This window comes from Pseudomonas sp. LBUM1646 (assembly GCF_059716165.1).
This window is the reverse complement of the sequence record NZ_CP166810.1, coordinates 2,276,882-2,295,087: the sequence shown is the minus strand read 5'-3', so window position 1 is coordinate 2,295,087 and position 18,206 is coordinate 2,276,882. Positions and strand designations below refer to the sequence as shown.

Annotated in this window: 12 protein-coding genes and 4 tRNA genes; 5 read left to right on the top strand and 11 right to left on the bottom strand. The window is 60.6% G+C overall.

The genetic code is table 11. The annotated features are described in order from the left end of the window. Nucleotides 1-152 precede the first annotated feature (152 nt). The 3 genes from ACA071_RS10305 to ACA071_RS10295 all read left to right on the top strand — a co-directional run bounded on the left by ACA071_RS10305 (nucleotide 153) and on the right by ACA071_RS10295 (nucleotide 6,314). Nucleotides 153-1,043 carry a LysR family transcriptional regulator gene (locus tag ACA071_RS10305; protein WP_121732118.1) on the top strand — a complete coding sequence of 297 codons (891 nt, stop codon included), beginning with the start codon at nucleotides 153-155 and terminating at the stop codon, nucleotides 1,041-1,043. 69 nt (nucleotides 1,044-1,112) lie between these two features. After that, nucleotides 1,113-4,391: a sensor domain-containing protein gene (locus tag ACA071_RS10300; RefSeq protein ID WP_497644211.1), complete on the top strand. Its 3,279-nt coding sequence runs from the start codon at nucleotides 1,113-1,115 to the stop codon at nucleotides 4,389-4,391. A 231-nt stretch (nucleotides 4,392-4,622) separates the two neighbouring features. Then, nucleotides 4,623-6,314 (top strand): Hsp70 family protein, encoded by a 1,692-nt coding sequence (locus tag ACA071_RS10295; RefSeq protein WP_497644210.1) that lies wholly within the window; start codon nucleotides 4,623-4,625, stop codon nucleotides 6,312-6,314. On the opposite strand, the gene ACA071_RS10290 is transcribed toward ACA071_RS10295, so the two are convergent. The 11 genes from ACA071_RS10290 to gltX form a co-directional block, all read right to left on the bottom strand. Next, on the bottom strand, nucleotides 6,311-8,995 hold the full coding sequence (locus ACA071_RS10290; RefSeq protein WP_497644209.1) for a DUF805 domain-containing protein: 2,685 nt from the start codon (nucleotides 8,993-8,995) through the stop codon (nucleotides 6,311-6,313). The two genes, ACA071_RS10295 and ACA071_RS10290, sit on opposite strands and share 4 nt — an antisense overlap. After that, complete coding sequence (locus ACA071_RS10285) at nucleotides 8,992-9,690, bottom strand: DUF1266 domain-containing protein (RefSeq protein ID WP_497644208.1); 699 nt, start codon at nucleotides 9,688-9,690, stop codon at nucleotides 8,992-8,994. The genes ACA071_RS10290 and ACA071_RS10285 overlap by 4 nt, the downstream gene beginning before the upstream one ends. A 175-nt stretch (nucleotides 9,691-9,865) precedes the next feature. Continuing rightward, nucleotides 9,866-10,825 (bottom strand): tRNA dihydrouridine synthase, encoded by a 960-nt coding sequence (locus tag ACA071_RS10280; protein ID WP_149658905.1) that lies wholly within the window; start codon nucleotides 10,823-10,825, stop codon nucleotides 9,866-9,868. A 144-nt stretch (nucleotides 10,826-10,969) separates the two neighbouring features. Further along, the gene (locus tag ACA071_RS10275) at nucleotides 10,970-11,407 is read right to left on the bottom strand and encodes an acyl-CoA thioesterase (protein ID WP_497644207.1); all 438 of its coding nucleotides are present in this window, start codon (nucleotides 11,405-11,407) and stop codon (nucleotides 10,970-10,972) included. Nucleotides 11,408-11,455: 48 nt separating this feature from the next. Then, on the bottom strand, nucleotides 11,456-12,289 hold the full coding sequence (locus ACA071_RS10270) for an alpha/beta fold hydrolase (protein ID WP_497644206.1): 834 nt from the start codon (nucleotides 12,287-12,289) through the stop codon (nucleotides 11,456-11,458). A 32-nt stretch (nucleotides 12,290-12,321) separates the two neighbouring features. Continuing rightward, the gene (locus ACA071_RS10265) at nucleotides 12,322-12,861 is read right to left on the bottom strand and encodes a TetR/AcrR family transcriptional regulator (protein WP_497644205.1); all 540 of its coding nucleotides are present in this window, start codon (nucleotides 12,859-12,861) and stop codon (nucleotides 12,322-12,324) included. Between the two features lie 182 nt (nucleotides 12,862-13,043). Beyond that, a tRNA-Glu gene (locus ACA071_RS10260) sits at nucleotides 13,044-13,119 on the bottom strand. Between the two features lie 80 nt (nucleotides 13,120-13,199). Next, a tRNA-Ala gene (locus tag ACA071_RS10255) sits at nucleotides 13,200-13,275 on the bottom strand. Between the two features lie 52 nt (nucleotides 13,276-13,327). Continuing rightward, nucleotides 13,328-13,403, bottom strand: a tRNA-Glu gene (locus ACA071_RS10250). Nucleotides 13,404-13,482: 79 nt separating this feature from the next. After that, nucleotides 13,483-13,558 (bottom strand) — tRNA-Ala (locus ACA071_RS10245). A 282-nt stretch (nucleotides 13,559-13,840) separates the two neighbouring features. Next, on the bottom strand, nucleotides 13,841-15,322 hold the full coding sequence (gltX, locus tag ACA071_RS10240) for a glutamate--tRNA ligase (protein ID WP_497644204.1): 1,482 nt from the start codon (nucleotides 15,320-15,322) through the stop codon (nucleotides 13,841-13,843). A 219-nt stretch (nucleotides 15,323-15,541) separates the two neighbouring features. Between gltX and ACA071_RS10235 the strand changes: the two genes are divergently transcribed. Beyond that, nucleotides 15,542-16,591 carry an HlyD family secretion protein gene (locus tag ACA071_RS10235; protein ID WP_497644203.1) on the top strand — a complete coding sequence of 350 codons (1,050 nt, stop codon included), beginning with the start codon at nucleotides 15,542-15,544 and terminating at the stop codon, nucleotides 16,589-16,591. Then, nucleotides 16,581-18,131, top strand: a complete 1,551-nt coding sequence (locus tag ACA071_RS10230) for an MDR family MFS transporter (RefSeq protein ID WP_497644202.1) — start codon at nucleotides 16,581-16,583, stop codon at nucleotides 18,129-18,131. The genes ACA071_RS10235 and ACA071_RS10230 overlap by 11 nt, the downstream gene beginning before the upstream one ends. Nucleotides 18,132-18,206: the final 75 nt, after the last annotated feature.

The window sequence follows — 18,206 nt, the reverse complement described above, 5'->3', positions numbered from 1 at the left end:
GACGGTCCTCATCAGCTTGTTTCTATTTTCTATGCCTTGGGTCGTGCAGCAGTTCAATAACCCCTTGGCTTGTGAGGCCGATCCTAGGGGGTTACATTAAATAACTCAAATTCATATTTTTCATGCTTTGGATAACCAACTGGAATACCACAATGGATCTGGCCAACCTCAACGCTTTTATCGCGATTGCCGAGACCGGTAGTTTCTCCGGCGCCGGCGAACGGCTGCACCTGACACAACCGGCCATCAGCAAGCGCATTGCCGGGCTGGAGCAGCAATTGAAGGTGCGCCTGTTCGATCGTCTGGGCCGTGAAGTCGGCCTGACCGAAGCGGGGCGCGCCCTGCTGCCGCGGGCTTATCAGATTCTCAACGTGCTGGACGACACCCGCCGCGCCCTGACCAACCTGACCGGCGAAGTGACCGGCCGTCTGACACTGGCCACCAGTCACCACATCGGCCTGCACCGTTTGCCGCCCTTATTAAGGGAATTCACCCGGCGTTACCCACAAGTGGCGCTGGATATTCAGTTCCTCGATTCGGAAGTGGCCTACGAAGAAATCCTCCATGGTCGCGCCGAACTGGCCGTCATCACCCTGGCGCCGGAGCCTCATGCACTGGTCAAAGCCACCCCGGTGTGGGACGACCCGCTGGATTTCGTGGTGGCCCCGGAGCATTCGCTGATCAGCAACGGCCCGGTCAGCCTGGCGGATATCGCCCTGCACCCAGCGGTTTTCCCCGGCGGCAACACGTTTACCCACCACATCGTCCAGCGCCTGTTTGAAGCCCAGGGCCTGACGCCGAACATCGCCATGAGCACGAATTATCTGGAAACGATCAAGATGATGGTCTCGATCGGCCTGGCCTGGAGCGTTTTGCCACGCACCATGCTCGATGAACAGGTGGCGCGGATACCTTTGCCGGGCATACAGCTCACTCGCCAGCTAGGCTATATCCTGCACACGGAAAGGACGCTTTCGAATGCGGCACGCGCCTTTATGGCCCTGCTGGATGCACAAATCGATCTGCCAGGGACCCACGGCTAACTTGTGCTACTCCTATAGAGCTGCAAAACCCCGTGCCTAACGCCCCATTCAGCCCAAGGCCTGCTGCCAATGCCCAAATCTGTTGACCGTATTCCGCCGATGCCGCGTATTCAGGCCATTGACCCGCAGCGGTCCGAGCAGAGCTGGGAAAGCGCGCCGCAGTTGCTGGCCGCGCTCAACGGCGCGCACCTAGGGGCGTGGTATTGGGACATTGAACGCGGGCAGATCAGTTGGTCCCGGGGTACGCAGGCGCTGTTCGGCTTCGACCCCCGGCAACCGCTGCCCAAAGACCTGGAATACCTCGACCTGCTGCCCCCGGAAGATCGGGCGAAAACCATTCGCGCGTTTCATCAGGTCATCGCCGGCGCACCGCTGGAGCAGGCGATGCATCACCGCATCCGCTGGCCCGACGGCAGCCTGCACTGGCTGGAGATCAATGGCAGCCTGCTGCCGGACAAACACGGTCGGCCACGGATGATCGGCGTGATCCGGGAAATCACCCACCAGCGCCAACGCGAGCAAGCCCTGAGCAGCTCGGAAAAGCGTTTCGCCACGCTGTTTCACCTGTGCCCGAACATGGTGCTGCTGACCCGCCAGGAAGACGGCCTGATCAGCGAGGCCAACCAGTATTTCGAAAGCCTGTTCGGCTGGCCGGTGCAAAGTGTGATTGGCCGTACAACGCTGGAACTGGGCCTGTGGGTGCATCCCGAACAACGAGCCGTGCTGGTCAAGGCGACCAAAGCCAAGGGCGAATTGATCAGCATGGAAGTGCAGTTTCGTGCCAGTAATGGCCAAGTCCACGATGGCATCCTCAGCGCGCAAAAGGTCGAGCTGGAAGGCCAGCCATATCTGCTGAGTACATTCCTCGACACCACCGAACGCAAAGCCGCCGAACATGCGCTCAAGGACAGCCAGGAACGCCTCGACCTGGCCCTGGATTCGGCGCAACTCGGCACCTGGGATTGGCACATTCCCAGCGGCATGCTCTACGGCTCGGCGCGGGCGGCGCAGTTGCACGGCATGGAGCCCAAGCCGTTTCACGAAGCCTTTGATGAGTTTTTCGAAGGCGTGCCCGGTGAAGAACGGGACAGCATGCGCAACGCCTACCGCAGCCTGCGCGAAGGCCCGGCCGGTAATTACCAACTGACATATCGCGTGCAGTTGTCCGACGGCAGTTCGCGCTTCCTGGAGAGCCGCGCCCGGCTCTATCGCGATGAAAACGGCCAGCCGCTGCGCATGGCCGGCACCCTGCTGGACATCACCGATCAGGTCGAACGCGAGCAACTGCTGGTGGCCTCGGAAGAGAAATTCGCCACGCTGTTCCAGGTCAGCCCGGACCCGATCTGCGTCACGCGCCAGGAAAGCGGCCAGTTCATCGAGATCAACTCCAGCTTCACCCAGATTTTCGGCTGGACCGCCGCCGACGTGATTGGCCGCAGCGCCGATGAAATCGGCCTGTGGGACGCTTCGGCAAAGAGCCTGCAACGGATCGAACAGGTCATCCGCGAGCAAGGCCTGAGCAACGTCGCGATCCTCGTTCAGCACAAGGACGGGCAAGCCCTGACCTGCGTCATTTCCAGCCGGCAGATCAGCGTCGGCGAGCAGCCCTGCATCGTCACCACCCTGCGCGACATCACCCAGCAACAGCGTTCGGAGGCGGCGCTCAAGGCCAGCGAAGAGAAATTCGCCAAGGCGTTCCACTCCAGCCCCGACGCCATCACCATCACCGAGCGCGACACCGGGCGCTATCTGGAGGTCAACGACGGCTTCTGCCGCCTGACCGGCTATCGCGCCGATGAAGTGGTGGGCAAAACCGTGTATCAGGTCGGTATCTGGGCTGAAGAGAAGCAACGCTCGGCGCTGCTGGCCGAGTTGCAGATCAAGGGCCGCGTGCACCATCAGGAGATGCTCGGGCGCAACAAACGTGGGGACCTGCTCACCGTCGAAGTCTCGGTCGAACCGATCACCCTCAACGAAACCGCCTGTCTGCTGCTCACCGCCCGGGACGTCAGCCTGCTGAAAAACGCCGAAGCGCAGATTCGTCACCTGGCCTACCACGACCCGCTGACCAACCTGCCCAACCGCGCACTGCTGATGGATCGCCTGAGCCAGCAGATCGCCCTGCTCAAACGCCACAACCTGCGTGGCGCCTTGATGTTTCTCGACCTCGACCACTTCAAGCACATCAACGATTCCCTCGGCCACCCGGTGGGTGACACGGTGCTAAAGATCATCACCGCGCGGCTCGAAGCCAGCGTGCGCATGGAAGACACCGTGGCGCGGCTTGGCGGTGATGAGTTCGTGGTGCTGCTCAGTGGATTGGAAGGTTCGCGCAGCGAGGTCAGCGAACAGGTGCGGGACCTGGCGGATACCTTGCGCGAATTGCTATCGGAGCCGATGTTCCTCGACGGTCAGCGCCTGCAAGTCACGCCGAGCATCGGCATCGCGCTGATTCCCGATCACGGCTCGACCCCGACCGACCTGCTCAAACGCGCGGACATCGCCCTGTACCGGGCCAAGGATTCGGGGCGGAATACGACGCAGATGTACCACAACACCATGCAGAAGGCCGCCAGCGAGCGGTTGCGCATGGAAACCGATCTGCGCCTGGCCCTTTCCCGGGGTGAATTCAGCGTGCATTACCAGCCTCAGGTGGACGCCCAGGACAACCGCATCATCGGTGCCGAAGCCCTGGTGCGCTGGAATCACCCGGAACTCGGCGCGCAATCGCCCGCCGAGTTCATCAAGGTGCTGGAAGACAGCGGGCTGATTCTTGAGGTCGGCACCTGGATCCTCGACGAAGCCTGCGCTGCCTTCAAACACTTGATCGCCAAAGGCCTGATCGACCCGCTCAATTTCAGCCTGTGCGTGAACATCAGCCCGCGGCAATTCCGCCAGAACGACTTCGTCGAGCGCATCGAACGCAGCCTCAGCAGCCACGGCCTGCCCTGGTCGTTGCTGAAACTGGAAATCACCGAAGGCATCGTCATCCAGAACCTGGAGGACACCATCAGCAAAATGCGTCGCCTTAAAAAACTCGGCGTGAGCTTTGCCATGGACGACTTCGGCACCGGCTACTCCTCGCTGACCTACCTCAAGCGCCTGCCGGTGGACACGCTGAAAATCGACCAGTCCTTCATCCGCGACGCAACCACGGACCCCAACGACGCGGAAATCATCCGCGCCATCGTCGCCATGGCCCGCAGCCTGCAACTGGAAGTGATTGCCGAAGGGGTGGAGACGCCGGAGCAACTGGCGTTTTTGCAGGGCTTAGGTTGCCATTTGTATCAAGGCTACCTGCATAGCCGGCCATTGCCGGTGGAGGCGTTTCAGACACTGCTCAAATAAATCCCCCCGTAGCAGCTGTCGAGCCCCAGCGAGGCTGCGTTCGGTGGCGAAGCCGTCGTGAAATCATACGATGCGGTGTATCAGGCAAACCGCGTGCGCCGGGTTTACGACGGCTTCGCCGCCGAACGCAGCCTCGCTGGGGCTCGACAGCTGCTACGGGGTCCGGTAATTGCCAGTTTTTCTCCCAGCCTGTAGGGTCGCGTTTTTTGCGCCGCCTCAAAGAGATCAACCATGCAGGATGCAACCCTCCCCCGCCCGGCCTTGCTGGGTATCGACCTTGGGACCACCAATAGCCTGATCGCCGTCTGGCAGGACGGTCGGGCACAGTTGATTCCCAACGCCCTCGGCGATGTCCTCACCCCGTCAGTGGTCAGCCTCGATGAAGACGACAGCATTCTGGTGGGCAAGGCCGCCCGCGCGCGCCTGACCACCCACCCGGAACGGACGGTCGCGGCGTTCAAGCGTTTTATGGGCAGCGACAAGCAGTTCGAACTGGGTGGGCGGCAGTTCAGCCCGGAAGAACTCTCGGCATTGGTGATCGGTTCGCTCAAGCAGGACGCCGAAGCCTTTCTCGGCCACTCGGTGCACGAAGCGGTGATTTCGGTGCCGGCGTATTTCAGTGACGAGCAACGCAAGCGCACGCTGTTTGCCGCCGAACTGGCCGGTCTGAGCGTGTCGCGGCTGATCAACGAACCGACTGCCGCCGCCATGGCGTACGGGCTGCATGAGCAGAAGTTCGAACGCACGCTGATTTTCGACCTGGGCGGCGGCACCTTCGACGTCACGGTGCTGGAATACGCCCTGCCGCTGATCGAGGTACATGCCTCCACCGGCGACAACTTCCTCGGTGGCGAAGACTTCACGGCGGCGTTGTTGCAGGCCTGCCTGAAAGAGTGGCAACTCACCTCGCAAATGATCGATGGCCAAGGCCTGGCCAGCCTCGGCGATGCCCTGGAACAACTCAAATGCAAACTCAGTGAAGGCACCCAGCACCTGAGTTGGAACGGTGCTGGCGCGTTGCGCGAATGGTCGCTGGATGAAGCCGGGGCGTTGAAAATCTGGGAGCCATTGCTGGCCCGGTTACGCGCGCCCATCGAGCAAGCCCTGCGCGATGCGCGGCTCAAACCCCGGGACCTCGACAGCTTGGTCATGGTCGGCGGCGCCACGCGGATGCCGGCCGTGCAGCAAATGGTCGCGACGCTGTTCGGGCGACTGCCCTATCGCCACCTCGACCCGGACACGATTGTCGCGCTGGGCGCTGCCACCCAGGCTGCGTGCAAAGCCCGGGACAGTGCAATCGAAGAGCTGATCCTGACGGACGTTTGCCCCTACACCTTGGGCATCTCGACCAATCGCGGTGAAGGCGTCAGCGGCGCCTTCTCGCCGATCATCGAGCGCAATACGGTGATCCCGACGTCCAGGGTGAAACGTTTTTACACGACTCATCCCCAGCAAACGTTGATCCGCATTGAGGTCTACCAAGGCGAGCGGCCGTGGGTGCGGGACAATATTTACATTGATGCCTTCGACGTCGCGCTGACACCCAGCGAGCAGACCCAAGCGCTGGATGTGCGCTTCAGCTACGACATCAACGGGTTACTCGAAGTCGACGTCACCCTGCTGGCCAGCGGCGAACGCCACAGCCACAGCATCGACCGCAGCCCCACCGGGCTCGATCCGCAATCGCGGCAAAACAGCCATGAACGGCTCAGCGCCCTGAAAATCCACCCGCGCGACACCTTGCCCAACCGTACCTTGCTGGCGCGCCTGGAGCGGGCCTGGACGCAAAGCCTGGGCGACGAGCGCGAGCAGATTGCCGATTGGCTGGATACCTTTACCGCCGTGCTCGGTGGCCAGCAATCGGTGGAGATTGCCAGCCATCGGTCACAACTCAACAAAGCCCTGGATGAACTGCGCCTTTAGCCGTTAAGCCGCCGCAAGGCCGTCTGCAAACCGCCGGACAAGGTGTCTTCACCGCCGCTGTCCGGCGGCACGCCGTAACGGTTGGGCAGTTTGTCGCCGGGAAAGCCGAACAGCAGCAACGGCATGAACGGCAGCACCGGCGACAGGCAGCCAAAAATCAGCAGCGTCGGAATCCCGCGCCCCATGTCATGCAGCCGACGCAGTATCGCGCTGAGCAATAACGCGACGCCAAGCAGTAGCACGCCAATCCCCGAAAGCGCAGAGCCGCTCATCAACGCCAGATACGGGGTGACCAGCACACACCCCAGCACTTGCCAGATAAACGCCTTGCGCCCCAGCCGGGAACCCAGACGCCAGAACGCAGAAGCCGGCGCGGGACGAGTGTCGCTGTTGGCCAGCAGCAGGCGTTCGTTCCACGACAACAGGGCGGTTAGCGCCAGACGCAGGCCCACGCTGTTCTCAGTGTCATCTTTGCCGTACTGCAAGATTTTTAGCACCTTGTTCCTCGGCACCCCGGCCGCGCCATAACGGACCAGGCTTTTCAGCGTATCGAGGACTTCATAAACCACCAGTTTCTCGACACCGAAATCCGCCAACACCTTTTCGGGCGGCCACACCGGATCGCCTTTGATCAAGCCATTGCGGAACGCTTCGAACCATTCATCTTCGCAACTGACGGCGGCGATGGATTGCAACAGCGCGCGGTGCTGCTCGGCATTCAGACTCGGATCGTGATACAGCACACCCCAGAGCAGCATCAGCCCCAACACATCTTCGCCGCAGGCGTCAGGATCACTTTCAATGCAGGTATAGAGTTGCGCATTGCCCGGTAGCGCAGCGCTGTCGAGGGCCTGTTGCACATTGAACAGCTTCTGCACGAGCAAGCCATGAACCGGATCGGTGGCTTGCAACCAGCCCAGCAAACCGGCGCAATTACCTTGTTCGCGTAGCAAGCGCCGCAGTAGCGGTTGGAGCCGACTCAGAGGATGAGCCGGGTTGACGTCCAGCCGCTCCAGGCAGGGCGAATCGATCAACGACAGCCAACGTTCCGGCTGATCGAGCAACGCCAGCAGGAACATGGTTTGAGCGTGCCATTGCCACGCTGCCTCGCCTTGGGCCATGGCCGGCAACACCACGCCTCGCTGTTCCAACTGGACCAGCAGGCTCACGCCGCACAAGTCCACGTCCGCTTGCGCGTCTTGCAGATCAAATGCCTGATCGATCCGCACCAGCGCGGACTGATCGTATGGCCGCAGCCTGCGCAGCCAGAGGCGGCCAATGTTGTGCGGCTCGTCCTTTGTCAGTTCCTCGGCCAGTTGCGGCTGAACCGAACGACTGCTGAGGAAGGCCTTCATCGCCAATGGGATGGGCGCCTGATTCAACCAGCAGAGTTGCTGCTCGGCCTGATACTTGAACCCACTCAGCACCAAGCCTTCGAGGGCATCGACCGGCTGTGGTTCGTCCAGTATTTGTTGCAACAACCCCACATCGCCACGGTGCAAGGCCCAGGCATGCCGGTACAGCTGCTGCAAACGGGAATCCGTAGATTCCCCTAGCAGCAAGGCCAGCAGCGGCAGTTCATCCCCGGTCATCCGCCAATCGACAAAGGCCGCCGTCAAGCCTTGCAGGTTGAGTTGCCCGACCCCAAGCCAGCGGACCAACGTCTCTGGGCGTTGTGAAGGGCTGCCATAGGTTTGGCTGACATCGGCGAGGTCAGTGGACCAGGCGCGGAAATTTTCCAGACGGTCAAATGCCTGGATCAGCAGCGCTAAAAAGTCCGGCTGACGCTTGGCGCAAAGCTCCAGCAAACGGCTTTCGGCCTTCGGGTGGCGATGCTCCTGCCAAAGCCGGATCCAGCAAGGCAACGCCTGATCTTCCTGCCCCAGCAAGCTGTTTTGGCACGCCAGTAAATACAGCCAGTCGACATCGTCGGGGGCTTGCGCCTGTTGTTCGGCGCACAGTTGCCGCAGACCGGGACCGCCGATACCCGCCTGAGTGAACCGCACCAGCAAACGCTGGATGAATGCGTCATCCGCCGGCAGTGGCAAACAGGTGTGGTGGCTGGCGAAGTCTTCGAACTCATGCAGAGGACAATGTTGGAAGATGTAGTCGAGGCTGCGGGCATACCAGAGGGTTTCCATCTGCGCAGGCTGGGGCCAATCGCCCATCAGCGTCGTGTCGAACGGGTCGGGGCCCTTGATGCGTTGCAGGAACGCTTCGACTTTTTTCGCCTGGTCGAACTCTAGATCCAGCAACTGCTGTTCCCAGGCCAGCCGTTGCGCCAACAGATTCGCGCAGCGGTAAGACAGTGGACCGGCGTTGGCCAATGGATGGAACAGCCCCCAACTAAGGTCATCGAGAGCGTCCAGCGGCAATTGATCCAGCGCTTTGACAAAAGCTTGCCAGGCTACCGGATTAAAACGTCGCGTCGGATCGTCGAGCAGCGCATAAAAATCCACTATGGTCTGCGGCATCTCAGGGATGCCAGCATCCTCCTCCCCGTCTATTTCGTCCTCTTCCTGCCGGGCGAAACGGTTGGCGCTTTCATAGGCTTCACGCAGCGCCTGGAAGCCTTCGGGATCACTTTCCGGATGATGCTGCGGCAGACGCGCGCGGTAGGCATCCCGAATCAGTGCCTGGTCTTTGGTGGGCTCTATGCCCAAACGTATCCAGCAACTCATGACCAGTCGAACTCCCCTAAGGACGCCGGGCGTTGCGGCGGATCAAGCTCCAGGTGCCAAGGCAAGCCAGCCAGGAAAGCAGGCATGTTGCGGCTCAGGCCGCGAGCGATGCGCAGGCTGCTCGAACACTCCCCTTGTCGGTCCAGTTCGTAAGCGAGCGTTTCGTCGCTGCTGTTCTGGCAGCCCCAGAATGCGCGACCGGTGAGAAATCCGTTGAGGTAGGAAAACCAATCGCCGTAGCGATATTGCGCCCTGACGGCCAGGCGCCAATGCAGCCAGAGGCTTTCGGAAAGGTCGATCCACTCGTTGCGCACGCCACACCGCAAGAGAAAGCCCATGCGCCCCAAATCCCACGCCTGGATACCACCTGAACCGCAGCCCTCGAAGGTGCGGCTGGCAAACTCATGCAAGATGCGCTCACGGGGCTCCAGTGTCTCGAGCAACGCCTGCCACTCACCGGGCAAACAGCGTTGCCATGAGCGATACGCCTCTTTGAGGTGGGTGGCGTGACCGTCATCGGTCATTCTTTCGAGCATGCCCAACAACTGCGGCCGGTCATTGATGCCCCAGCTGCATTGCAGGTCGATAAATTCCGGATCGGAATAGAAAGCGGGCTCGTCGTATTCGGCACGAGGATTGAGGGCAACCATTGGCGCAGAAAGACCGCACAGCCAACGCTGTTGTATCTCTTCCATGAAAAAAAGCTCCGGGCCGACCAGGCAGAATGGGAGTCGGCAAAACTGGCGCGAATTGTAGAGAAACCGTCGCAAGGCGGCAAAGCCCGCAGGGCGGTTTTTTTGCCCGGACACAAAAAGGCCCCGACATGTCGGGGCCTTCATTGCGCGTTAAAAAGACTGTTATCCGTTTTTTTCAGGCTGCTTCGGCGACTTGCAGGCCGAGTAAGCGTGAAACCTGATCCAGTTCAGTTTCACGTCGCAGCACCGTGAACAGCTCGACCGCTTCGGGATAATTGCGAGTCAGCATCGCCAGCCACTGCTTCAAGCGACCTGGCGATTGGCGCGGTGTCATCTGTGCCTTGGCTTGCAGCCAGAAGTCCTGGATCAACGGCAGCAGCTCGGCCCAGGTCATCTCGACCACTTCTTCACCAGCGCGCGCGGCGGCGATTTGCCGAGCCAGGTCCGGGCGCGACACCAGGCCGCGACCAAGCATGATGTCTTCGACACCGCTGATCTCGCGGCAACGGCGCCAATCTTCGACGCTCCAGATGTCGCCGTTGGCGAACACCGGGACCTTGACCACGTCCTGTACCCGTGGAATCCATTCCCAGTGGGCTGGCGGTTTGTAGCCGTCGGTCTTGGTCCGCGCGTGCACCACGATGTGCGCCGCGCCGCCTTCGGCCAGGGCTGTGGCGCAGACCAGCGCGCCGTCCGGGCTGTCGAAGCCCAGGCGCATCTTGGCGGTGACCGGAATATGCGCAGGCACCGCGCGGCGTACGGTTTCGACGATTTGGTTGAGCAGTTCAGGTTCTTTGAGCAACACCGCGCCGCCACGGGACTTGTTGACGGTCTTGGCCGGGCAGCCGAAGTTCAGGTCGATGACTTCGGAACCCAACTCGCAGGCCAGCGCAGCGTTTTCCGCCAGGCATACTGGATCGGACCCGAGCAACTGCACGCGCAGAGGCACGCCGGACGCAGTGCGGGCACCGGTCAGCAGTTCAGGGCCGAACTTGTGGTAATAGGCAGGCGTGAGCAGTTGATCGTTGATCCGAATGAATTCGGTCACGCACCAATCGATACCGCCGACGCGGGTCAGCACGTCCCGCAGGATGTTGTCGACCAACCCCTCCATGGGCGCCAAAGCAATTTGCATGGAAAACACACTCAACGAAAAACGTGCGGCAGTTTACAGGTTTAGCTCCTGTAGGAACTGCCGAAGGCTGCGATCTTTTGACTTTGCCGACGAAGGTCAAGATCAAAAGATCGCAGCCTTCGGCAGCTCCAACAGGGATTGGCGTCAGGTCAGGACTTGCAACGCCGGGCCGTAGCCCTCGATGAATTCCGCCGGCATGCGCTTGGGCTTGCCGGTGGACAGCTCGATGCAGACGAAGGTGGTCTGGGCGCGCAGCAACGTGGTGTTGTCGCTGGGGCGCTTGAGCTGGAAGTGGCGGGTCATTTTCAGGCGCTGATCCCAATCGACGATCCAGGTCGCCAATTGCAACTCATCGCCTTCATAGGCGGCAGCCAAGTAATCGATTTCGTGGCGCACCACGGCCATCGCCCGATCCAGCCGACGGTACTCGACCAGGTCCAGGCCAAGCCGTTGCGAGTGGCGCCAGGCACAGCGTTCGAGCCAGGTCACGTACACGGCGTTGTTCGCGTGGCCCAGCCCGTCGATGTCCTCGGCGCCGACTTCCAGATCAATGATAAATGGCGTTGCCCGATCCCAGCCCATGCCCCACTCCCGGTCAGATAAATTCGACCGGGGCAGTGTAACGGATGCTCAGGCCGATTGCCGCGCTTGAAGACTGCGGCCAGACAGCAGTGATAGCACCCCATCAATCACCCGAGGATCCGCCATCACTCGGTGATGGCCGCCCTCTTCCAGGCGCAGCAAGCGACTGTCGAACCAGGCTTCGTGGATCAGCTGGGACTCCTTGGCAGATACATAGCGATCGTCTTCGGCGTGGACGATCAGCCCCGGCATATCGAGTTGATAGTGCGCGACATCCAGGGTGGCAGCGCGCATGCCGACGTCTTTCTCGACCTGACGAATGAACGCCGAGCGGGCTTTCGGTGGCAGCCGCACATAACGGGCGAAACCGCGCAGCACGCCAAGAATCCGCGCCGGAGCGCCAATCGTGACCAGGGTTTCGGTACGTAATCCCAATTGCACAGCGAGCATCGCACTGGCGCCGCCCATGGAGTGACCGATGACGGCTTGCAGCGGCGGTAATTCAGCAGCCGCTTCGAGCATGGCCCGGGCGAACAGCACGACGTTGGCCTCACGACCCGGCGAGCGACCGTGGGCCGGACCGTCCAGGGCAACCACGGTGTAACCGGCGTCCACCAGCGCGGTGATCAGGCTGGCGAACTGGGTGGGCCGGCCTTCCCAACCGTGCATCAGCAAGACCGTCGGGCCCTGCCCCCAGCGCAAGGCCGAGAGGCCGAAGCGCAAAGTGATGCGCTCGGATTTCGCCAGCAGCGGCAATTCCCAGTCTCGAGGTGCGAACTCGCGCGGCGTCATGAATGCCAGGCGCATTTTGCTCGCAACCAGTTGCGGTGCGAACCAGCCCAAGGTGCCATTAACGCCACGAACCCACTTTAACGTGCTCATCGCTCCACTCCTCAGGCCATTTTGCCTTCAGGTCATAGCACCGCTGATTTGGCGGCGCGCAGCAATCGATCGGACAACTCGCCTGGCCCCAGCGCCCGTGCCAGAGCCAAACCACCGACCATCAAGGCCATGTCGGCCAGGGCTTTGTCGGTGTCTTCCGGGCTGGCCGCCAATTGCGCGACCATGATTTCCAGGTGTTCATTCAGCGCCGCACGAAACTCATCCGGCAGACGTCCCAACTCACCGACCGAAGCCGGAATCGGGCACGCGGACTCAGAGGAATCACGGTGTTTGCGCGACAGGTAGAACGCAGCAACCAACGCGCGACGCTCTTCGCCGGTCAACTCGGCGTCCATGTCGGCGATCAAGCCACGGCGATGACTGAGCAGTTGCTTGAACGCTTCCAGCATCATCGCGTCCTTGCTTTCGAAGTGCGCGTAGAAGCCGCCAACCGTCAGGCCGGCCGCGCCCATCACTTCGCCAACGCTCGGCTCGGCCGGGCCGCGCTGAATCAGCGCTGCACTGGCAGCCTTGAGGATGCGTTCGCGGGTTTGAGCTTTTTTATCGTTCATCGTTGCCTCCGAATATTACGACTAGAATATTATTCGCATAATAAATTTGCGCAAGTCATGCCTGTGACCGCTGGTCTGAAGAACAGTTTTGAAGAAAAAGGAGAAATGGCCAAACGCCAGACAAACAAAAGGGCCATTCAATAATTGAATGACCCTTATAAATCCCGCAGAGCGGGTAATCGTGGCGTCCCCTAGGGGACTCGAACCCCTGTTACCGCCGTGAAAGGGCGGTGTCCTAGGCCACTAGACGAAGGGGACACAAACCCTTCTATACAGCTGATCAGTGCTGAGCGCTGATCGATTCAAGGCCGGTGTGGCCAGACCTTGAACTGTAAAATTGGTGGAGCTAAACGGGATCGAACCGTTGACCTCCTGCATGCCATGCAGGCGCTCTCCCAGCTGAGCTATAGCCCCGATTTATCGCCTGGCGGCGGAGCAGCATCTTGCGACACTGCTTCTGTAAAACTGGCGTCCCCTAGGGGACTCGAACCCCTGTTACCGCCGTGAAAGGGCGGTGTCCTAGGCCACTAGACGAAGGGGACGCAAACCCTTCTATACAACTGATCAACGCTAAGCGCTGATCGCATCAAGGCCGGTGTGGCCAGACCTTGAAGTGTAAATTGGTGGAGCTAGACGGGATCGAACCGTCGACCTCTTGCATGCCATGCAAGCGCTCTCCCAGCTGAGCTATAGCCCCTCATCGCTGAGGACGGGGCGAATCTTAATGGCGCATCGGAAGGCTGTCAAACTTATTTTTAAAATATTTCAAAGTTTTTTGCCGACATAACAATCACTTACCGCCAAACCCCTTAAATCCGAGGCCATATCCGTTCCTGTAGCAGCTGCCGCAGGCTGCGTTCGCGTGCGTAGCATGCGCGATTCGGTCGCCCTGCCCTTTCAGACAGATCGTGTCGCTGCCATAAGGGGCTGCTGCGCAGCCCGACGCAGCCTTCGGCAGCTGCTACAGAGGACGGGGGGATCAGGCGATATTGGCCAGGAGTTTTTCCCACTCCTTGTTTTCCTTCTTCGACACGCCACCGAGCAAGTCGATGGCCTGGCGCAGACGGAAACGCGTCAGGTCCGGACCGAGGATTTCCATCGCATCGAGCACCGACACCGAACTGGCTTGCCCCGTGATGGCGGCGAACATCAGCGGCATGGCGTCACGCAGTTTCAGCTCCAGGGATTCGACCACCGCCTGAATCGTCGCAGTGATGCTGTCCTTCTCCCACTGACGCAGGCTTTCCAGCTTCCACAGGATCAGCTGCATCAACAGACGAACCTGATCGCCCGAGAGTTTCTTGGATTCGAACAGCTTGGCGTCCGGGTTTACGCCACCAGCGAAGAAGAAACCGGCCAGCGGTGCAACCTGACTGAAGGTTTCAACCCGGCCCTGCACGTGCGGGGCGATTTTCATCATGTATTCAGGATTCAGTGCCCAGGTCTGCAAGCGGGAAGCGAACTCTTGCACCGGCAGGTCACGCAACCACTGGCCATTGAGCCACGAGAGTTTCTCGACGTCGAAGATCGGACCGCCCAGGGAGACGCGGCTCAGGTCGAAATTGTCGACCATTTCCTGCAGGGAGAACTTCTCGCGCTCGTCCGGCATCGACCAGCCCATGCGGCCCAGGTAGTTGAGCATTGCTTCCGGCATGAAGCCCATGCGCTCGTAGAACGTCACCGAGGTCGGGTTCTTGCGCTTGGACAGCTTGCTCTTGTCCGGGTTACGCAGCAGCGGCATGTAGCACAGCTCTGGTTGTTCCCAGCCGAAGTACTCGTACAGCAAGATCAGTTTCGGTGCGGACGGCAGCCATTCCTCGCCGCGCAGCACGTGGGTGATGCCCATCAAGTGGTCATCGACCACGTTGGCCAGGAAGTACGTCGGCAGGCCGTCGGTCTTCATCAGCACTTGCATGTCCATGCGATCCCACGGGATCTCGACATCGCCACGCAGCATGTCCGGTACCACGCACACGCCTTCACTCGGCACTTTCATGCGGATCACGTGCGGTTCGCCAGCGGCCAGGCGGCGGGCAACTTCTTCCGCCGACAGCAACAGCGCACGGCCGTCATAACGCGGGGTTTCGCCGCGAGCCATTTGCTCGGCGCGCATCTGGTCCAGTTCTTCGGCAGTGCAGAAGCACGGGAAGGCGTGGCCCATTTCCACCAGTTGCTGGCAATACTTCTGATAAACATCGCCGCGCTCGCTCTGACGGTAAGGACCGTGCGGGCCGCCGACGTCCGGGCCTTCGCTCCACTCGATACCCAACCAGCGCAAGGCGTCGAAAATCTGCTGTTCGGACTCACGGGTCGAACGCAATTGATCGGTGTCTTCGATCCGCAGGATGAACTCACCGCCATGCTGCTTGGCAAAGCAGTAGTTGAACAATGCGATGTAAGCGGTACCTACGTGGGGGTCCCCGGTAGGCGATGGCGCGATGCGCGTGCGGACGGTGGTCATGGCAAGTCTCGAAATGAAGATCAATCAAAGGGCGAATGGTAACAGGCGACAGCCGCCCGGCTCCAGTAAGCAGGGCATTTAAGCCAAGGTTGCGCCTACAACGCCCGTACGCTGCGGTGAATGGCTGAATATCAGCCGATGGCATTTACCGTTTATCGGCTGTATGCCAGATTCGCCTGCTGATAACTTTCCTTACAATTTCTCGACTACAGTCTGCCCATGCCTGCCCAACTCAAGCGTCGCCTGTTCATTTTCCTGCTGATCGTCCTGTTGATTGCCGGGGGCTTCTTTGCCCATTGGTTCTTCAAGGGACGTTTTTATGAAAGCACCGACAACGCTTATGTCCAGGGCGAGATCACCCGCGTCTCCAGTCAATTGGGCGCGCGCATCGATGAAGTCCTGGTGCAGGACAATCAGCATATCGAGAAAGGTCAACTGCTGATCAAGCTTGAGGGCGATGATTTCCACCTCGCCGTCGACCGTGCCAACGCCGCCCTCTCCATGCGCGAAGCCGAACGCGTGCAAGCCCAGAGCAAACTGACCCAGCAAGCCAGCCTGATTGCCGCCAGCGATGCACAAGTGGCCTCCAGCCAGGCCAGCCTCGGCCGCTCACAGATCGATTTATCCCGGGCCCAGACCCTGCGCAAACCCGGTTACGTCTCGGAAGAACGGGTGACCACCCTCTCCGCCGACAACCACATCGCACGATCGCAAGTGACCAAGGCCCAGGCCGATGCGCAAAGTCAGCGCCAGCAGGTCAACGCTCTGAGCGCCGAGATCAAACGCCTCGATGCGATGATCGCCAACGCCAAGACCGATCTGGCCCAGGCGCAACTGAACCTGACCCGTAGCGAAATCCACGCACCGATCAGCGGCCTGATCGGCCAGCGCGCCGCGCGCAACGGCCAGTACGTGCAGGCCGGCGCTTATTTGCTGTCGATCGTCCCGGACCAGGACATCTGGATTCAGGCCAACTTCAAGGAAACCCAGATCGGCCACATGCAGCCCGGGCAGAAAGCCGAGCTGACCTTCGACGCCTACGGCGACACGCCAATTGAAGCGCGGGTCAACAGCCTGTTCGCCGCTTCGGGGGCGCAGTTCAGCCTGTTGCCACCGGACAATGCCACGGGCAATTTCACCAAAGTCGTACAACGGATTCCGGTCAAATTGACCTTCGCCGCGGACAATCCGCTACACGGCAAGATCCGCCCGGGCATGTCGGTCACCGTCAAAGTGAACATCAAAGACGCCCCTGACGATGGCCGGTGATCAACTGATCCGCCCGGCCGGCGAACCGACCCGGCGGGACTGGATCGCGGTAATGAGCGTGATGCTCGGCGCCTTTATGGCGGTGCTCGATATCCAGATCACCAACTCATCGCTCAAGGACATTCAGGGCGCGCTGTCGGCGACCCTGGAAGAAGGCTCGTGGATTTCCACCTCGTACCTGGTGGCGGAAATCATCATGATCCCGCTCACCGCGTGGCTGGTGCAGCTGCTGTCGGCGCGACGCCTGGCGGTGTGGGTGTCCCTCGGTTTTCTCGGTGCCTCGCTGCTGTGCTCGATGGCTTGGAGCCTGGAGAGCATGATCATTTTCCGCGCTTTACAGGGGTTCACCGGCGGCGCACTGATCCCGCTGGCGTTCACCCTGACGCTGATCAAACTCCCGGAACACCACCGCGCCAAAGGCATGGCCATGTTCGCGATGACCGCGACTTTCGCGCCCTCCATTGGCCCGACCATTGGCGGTTGGCTGACCGAAAACTGGGGCTGGGAATACATCTTTTACATCAACATACCGCCCGGCCTGATCATGATTGCCGGCCTGATGTATGGCCTGGAGAAGAAAGAAGCGCATTGGGAACTGCTCAAAAGCACCGACTACACCGGGATCCTCACCCTCGGTGTCGGTCTCGGCTGTTTGCAGGTATTTCTTGAAGAGGGCCATCGCAAGGACTGGCTGGAGTCGAACCTGATCGTAACCCTGGGCAGCATTGCGCTGTTGAGCCTGATCACCTTTGTGATCGTGCAGTTTTCCAAACCCAACCCGCTGATCAACCTGCGCATCCTTGGCAATCGCAATTTCGGGCTGTCGAGTATTTCGAGCTTGGGGATGGGAGTCGGGCTGTACGGCTCTATCTATCTGTTGCCGCTGTACCTGGCGCAGATCCAGAACTACAACGCGCTGCAGATCGGCGAAGTGATCATGTGGATGGGCGTGCCGCAGTTGTTCCTGATTCCGCTGGTGCCGAAGCTGATGAAGTTCATCTCGCCTAAGTTGCTGTGCACGCTGGGCTTCGGGCTATTTGGCTTGGCCAGTTTTTCATCGGGTGTCTTGAACCCTGACTTCGCCGGGCCGCAGTTCAATCAGATCCAGATCATCCGCGCGCTGGGTCAGCCGTTGATCATGGTAACCATCTCGCTGATCGCCACGGCGTACATCCTGCCGCAGGACGCGGGTTCGGCGTCGAGCCTGTTCAATATCCTGCGTAACCTCGGCGGCGCGATTGGCATCGCCCTGCTCGCCACCTTGCTGGATGCGCGGACCAAGACTTACTTTGATTATTTGCGCGAGTCGATTGTGCCGAGCAATCCCCAGGTGGCCGAGCGGATGGCGTCGATGGCGGACCGGTTTGGCAGTGACACGGCGGCGTTAGGCAAGATGAGTGAAATCGTGCATCAGCAGGCTTCGATCATGGCCTATAACGATGCGTTTCACTTTGTCGGGATTGCGCTGGGGATCAGCATGCTTGCGGTGTTGCTGACTAAGGCGTTGCCGGCGGGGTTGAAGGCTGGCGAGGCGCATTAGTCCCCGCCGATCGTTCCCATGCTCCGCGTGGGAATGAATCCAGTGACGCTCCGCGTCACAAAGGACGCGGAGCGT

What these genes read in the sequence shown, in the direction of transcription:
- ACA071_RS10305 (WP_121732118.1), top strand. Translation starts at nt 153, where the DNA reads ATGGATCTGGCCAACCTCAACGCTTTTATCGCGATTGCCGAGACCGGT.
- ACA071_RS10300 (WP_497644211.1), top strand. Translation starts at nt 1,113, where the DNA reads ATGCCCAAATCTGTTGACCGTATTCCGCCGATGCCGCGTATTCAGGCC.
- ACA071_RS10295 (WP_497644210.1), top strand. Translation starts at nt 4,623, where the DNA reads ATGCAGGATGCAACCCTCCCCCGCCCGGCCTTGCTGGGTATCGACCTT.
- ACA071_RS10290 (WP_497644209.1), bottom strand. Translation starts at nt 8,995, where the DNA reads ATGAGTTGCTGGATACGTTTGGGCATAGAGCCCACCAAAGACCAGGCA.
- ACA071_RS10285 (WP_497644208.1), bottom strand. Translation starts at nt 9,690, where the DNA reads ATGGAAGAGATACAACAGCGTTGGCTGTGCGGTCTTTCTGCGCCAATG.
- ACA071_RS10280 (WP_149658905.1), bottom strand. Translation starts at nt 10,825, where the DNA reads ATGCAAATTGCTTTGGCGCCCATGGAGGGGTTGGTCGACAACATCCTG.
- ACA071_RS10275 (WP_497644207.1), bottom strand. Translation starts at nt 11,407, where the DNA reads ATGGGCTGGGATCGGGCAACGCCATTTATCATTGATCTGGAAGTCGGC.
- ACA071_RS10270 (WP_497644206.1), bottom strand. Translation starts at nt 12,289, where the DNA reads ATGAGCACGTTAAAGTGGGTTCGTGGCGTTAATGGCACCTTGGGCTGG.
- ACA071_RS10265 (WP_497644205.1), bottom strand. Translation starts at nt 12,861, where the DNA reads ATGAACGATAAAAAAGCTCAAACCCGCGAACGCATCCTCAAGGCTGCC.
- gltX (WP_497644204.1), bottom strand. Translation starts at nt 15,322, where the DNA reads ATGACCACCGTCCGCACGCGCATCGCGCCATCGCCTACCGGGGACCCC.
- ACA071_RS10235 (WP_497644203.1), top strand. Translation starts at nt 15,542, where the DNA reads ATGCCTGCCCAACTCAAGCGTCGCCTGTTCATTTTCCTGCTGATCGTC.
- ACA071_RS10230 (WP_497644202.1), top strand. Translation starts at nt 16,581, where the DNA reads ATGGCCGGTGATCAACTGATCCGCCCGGCCGGCGAACCGACCCGGCGG.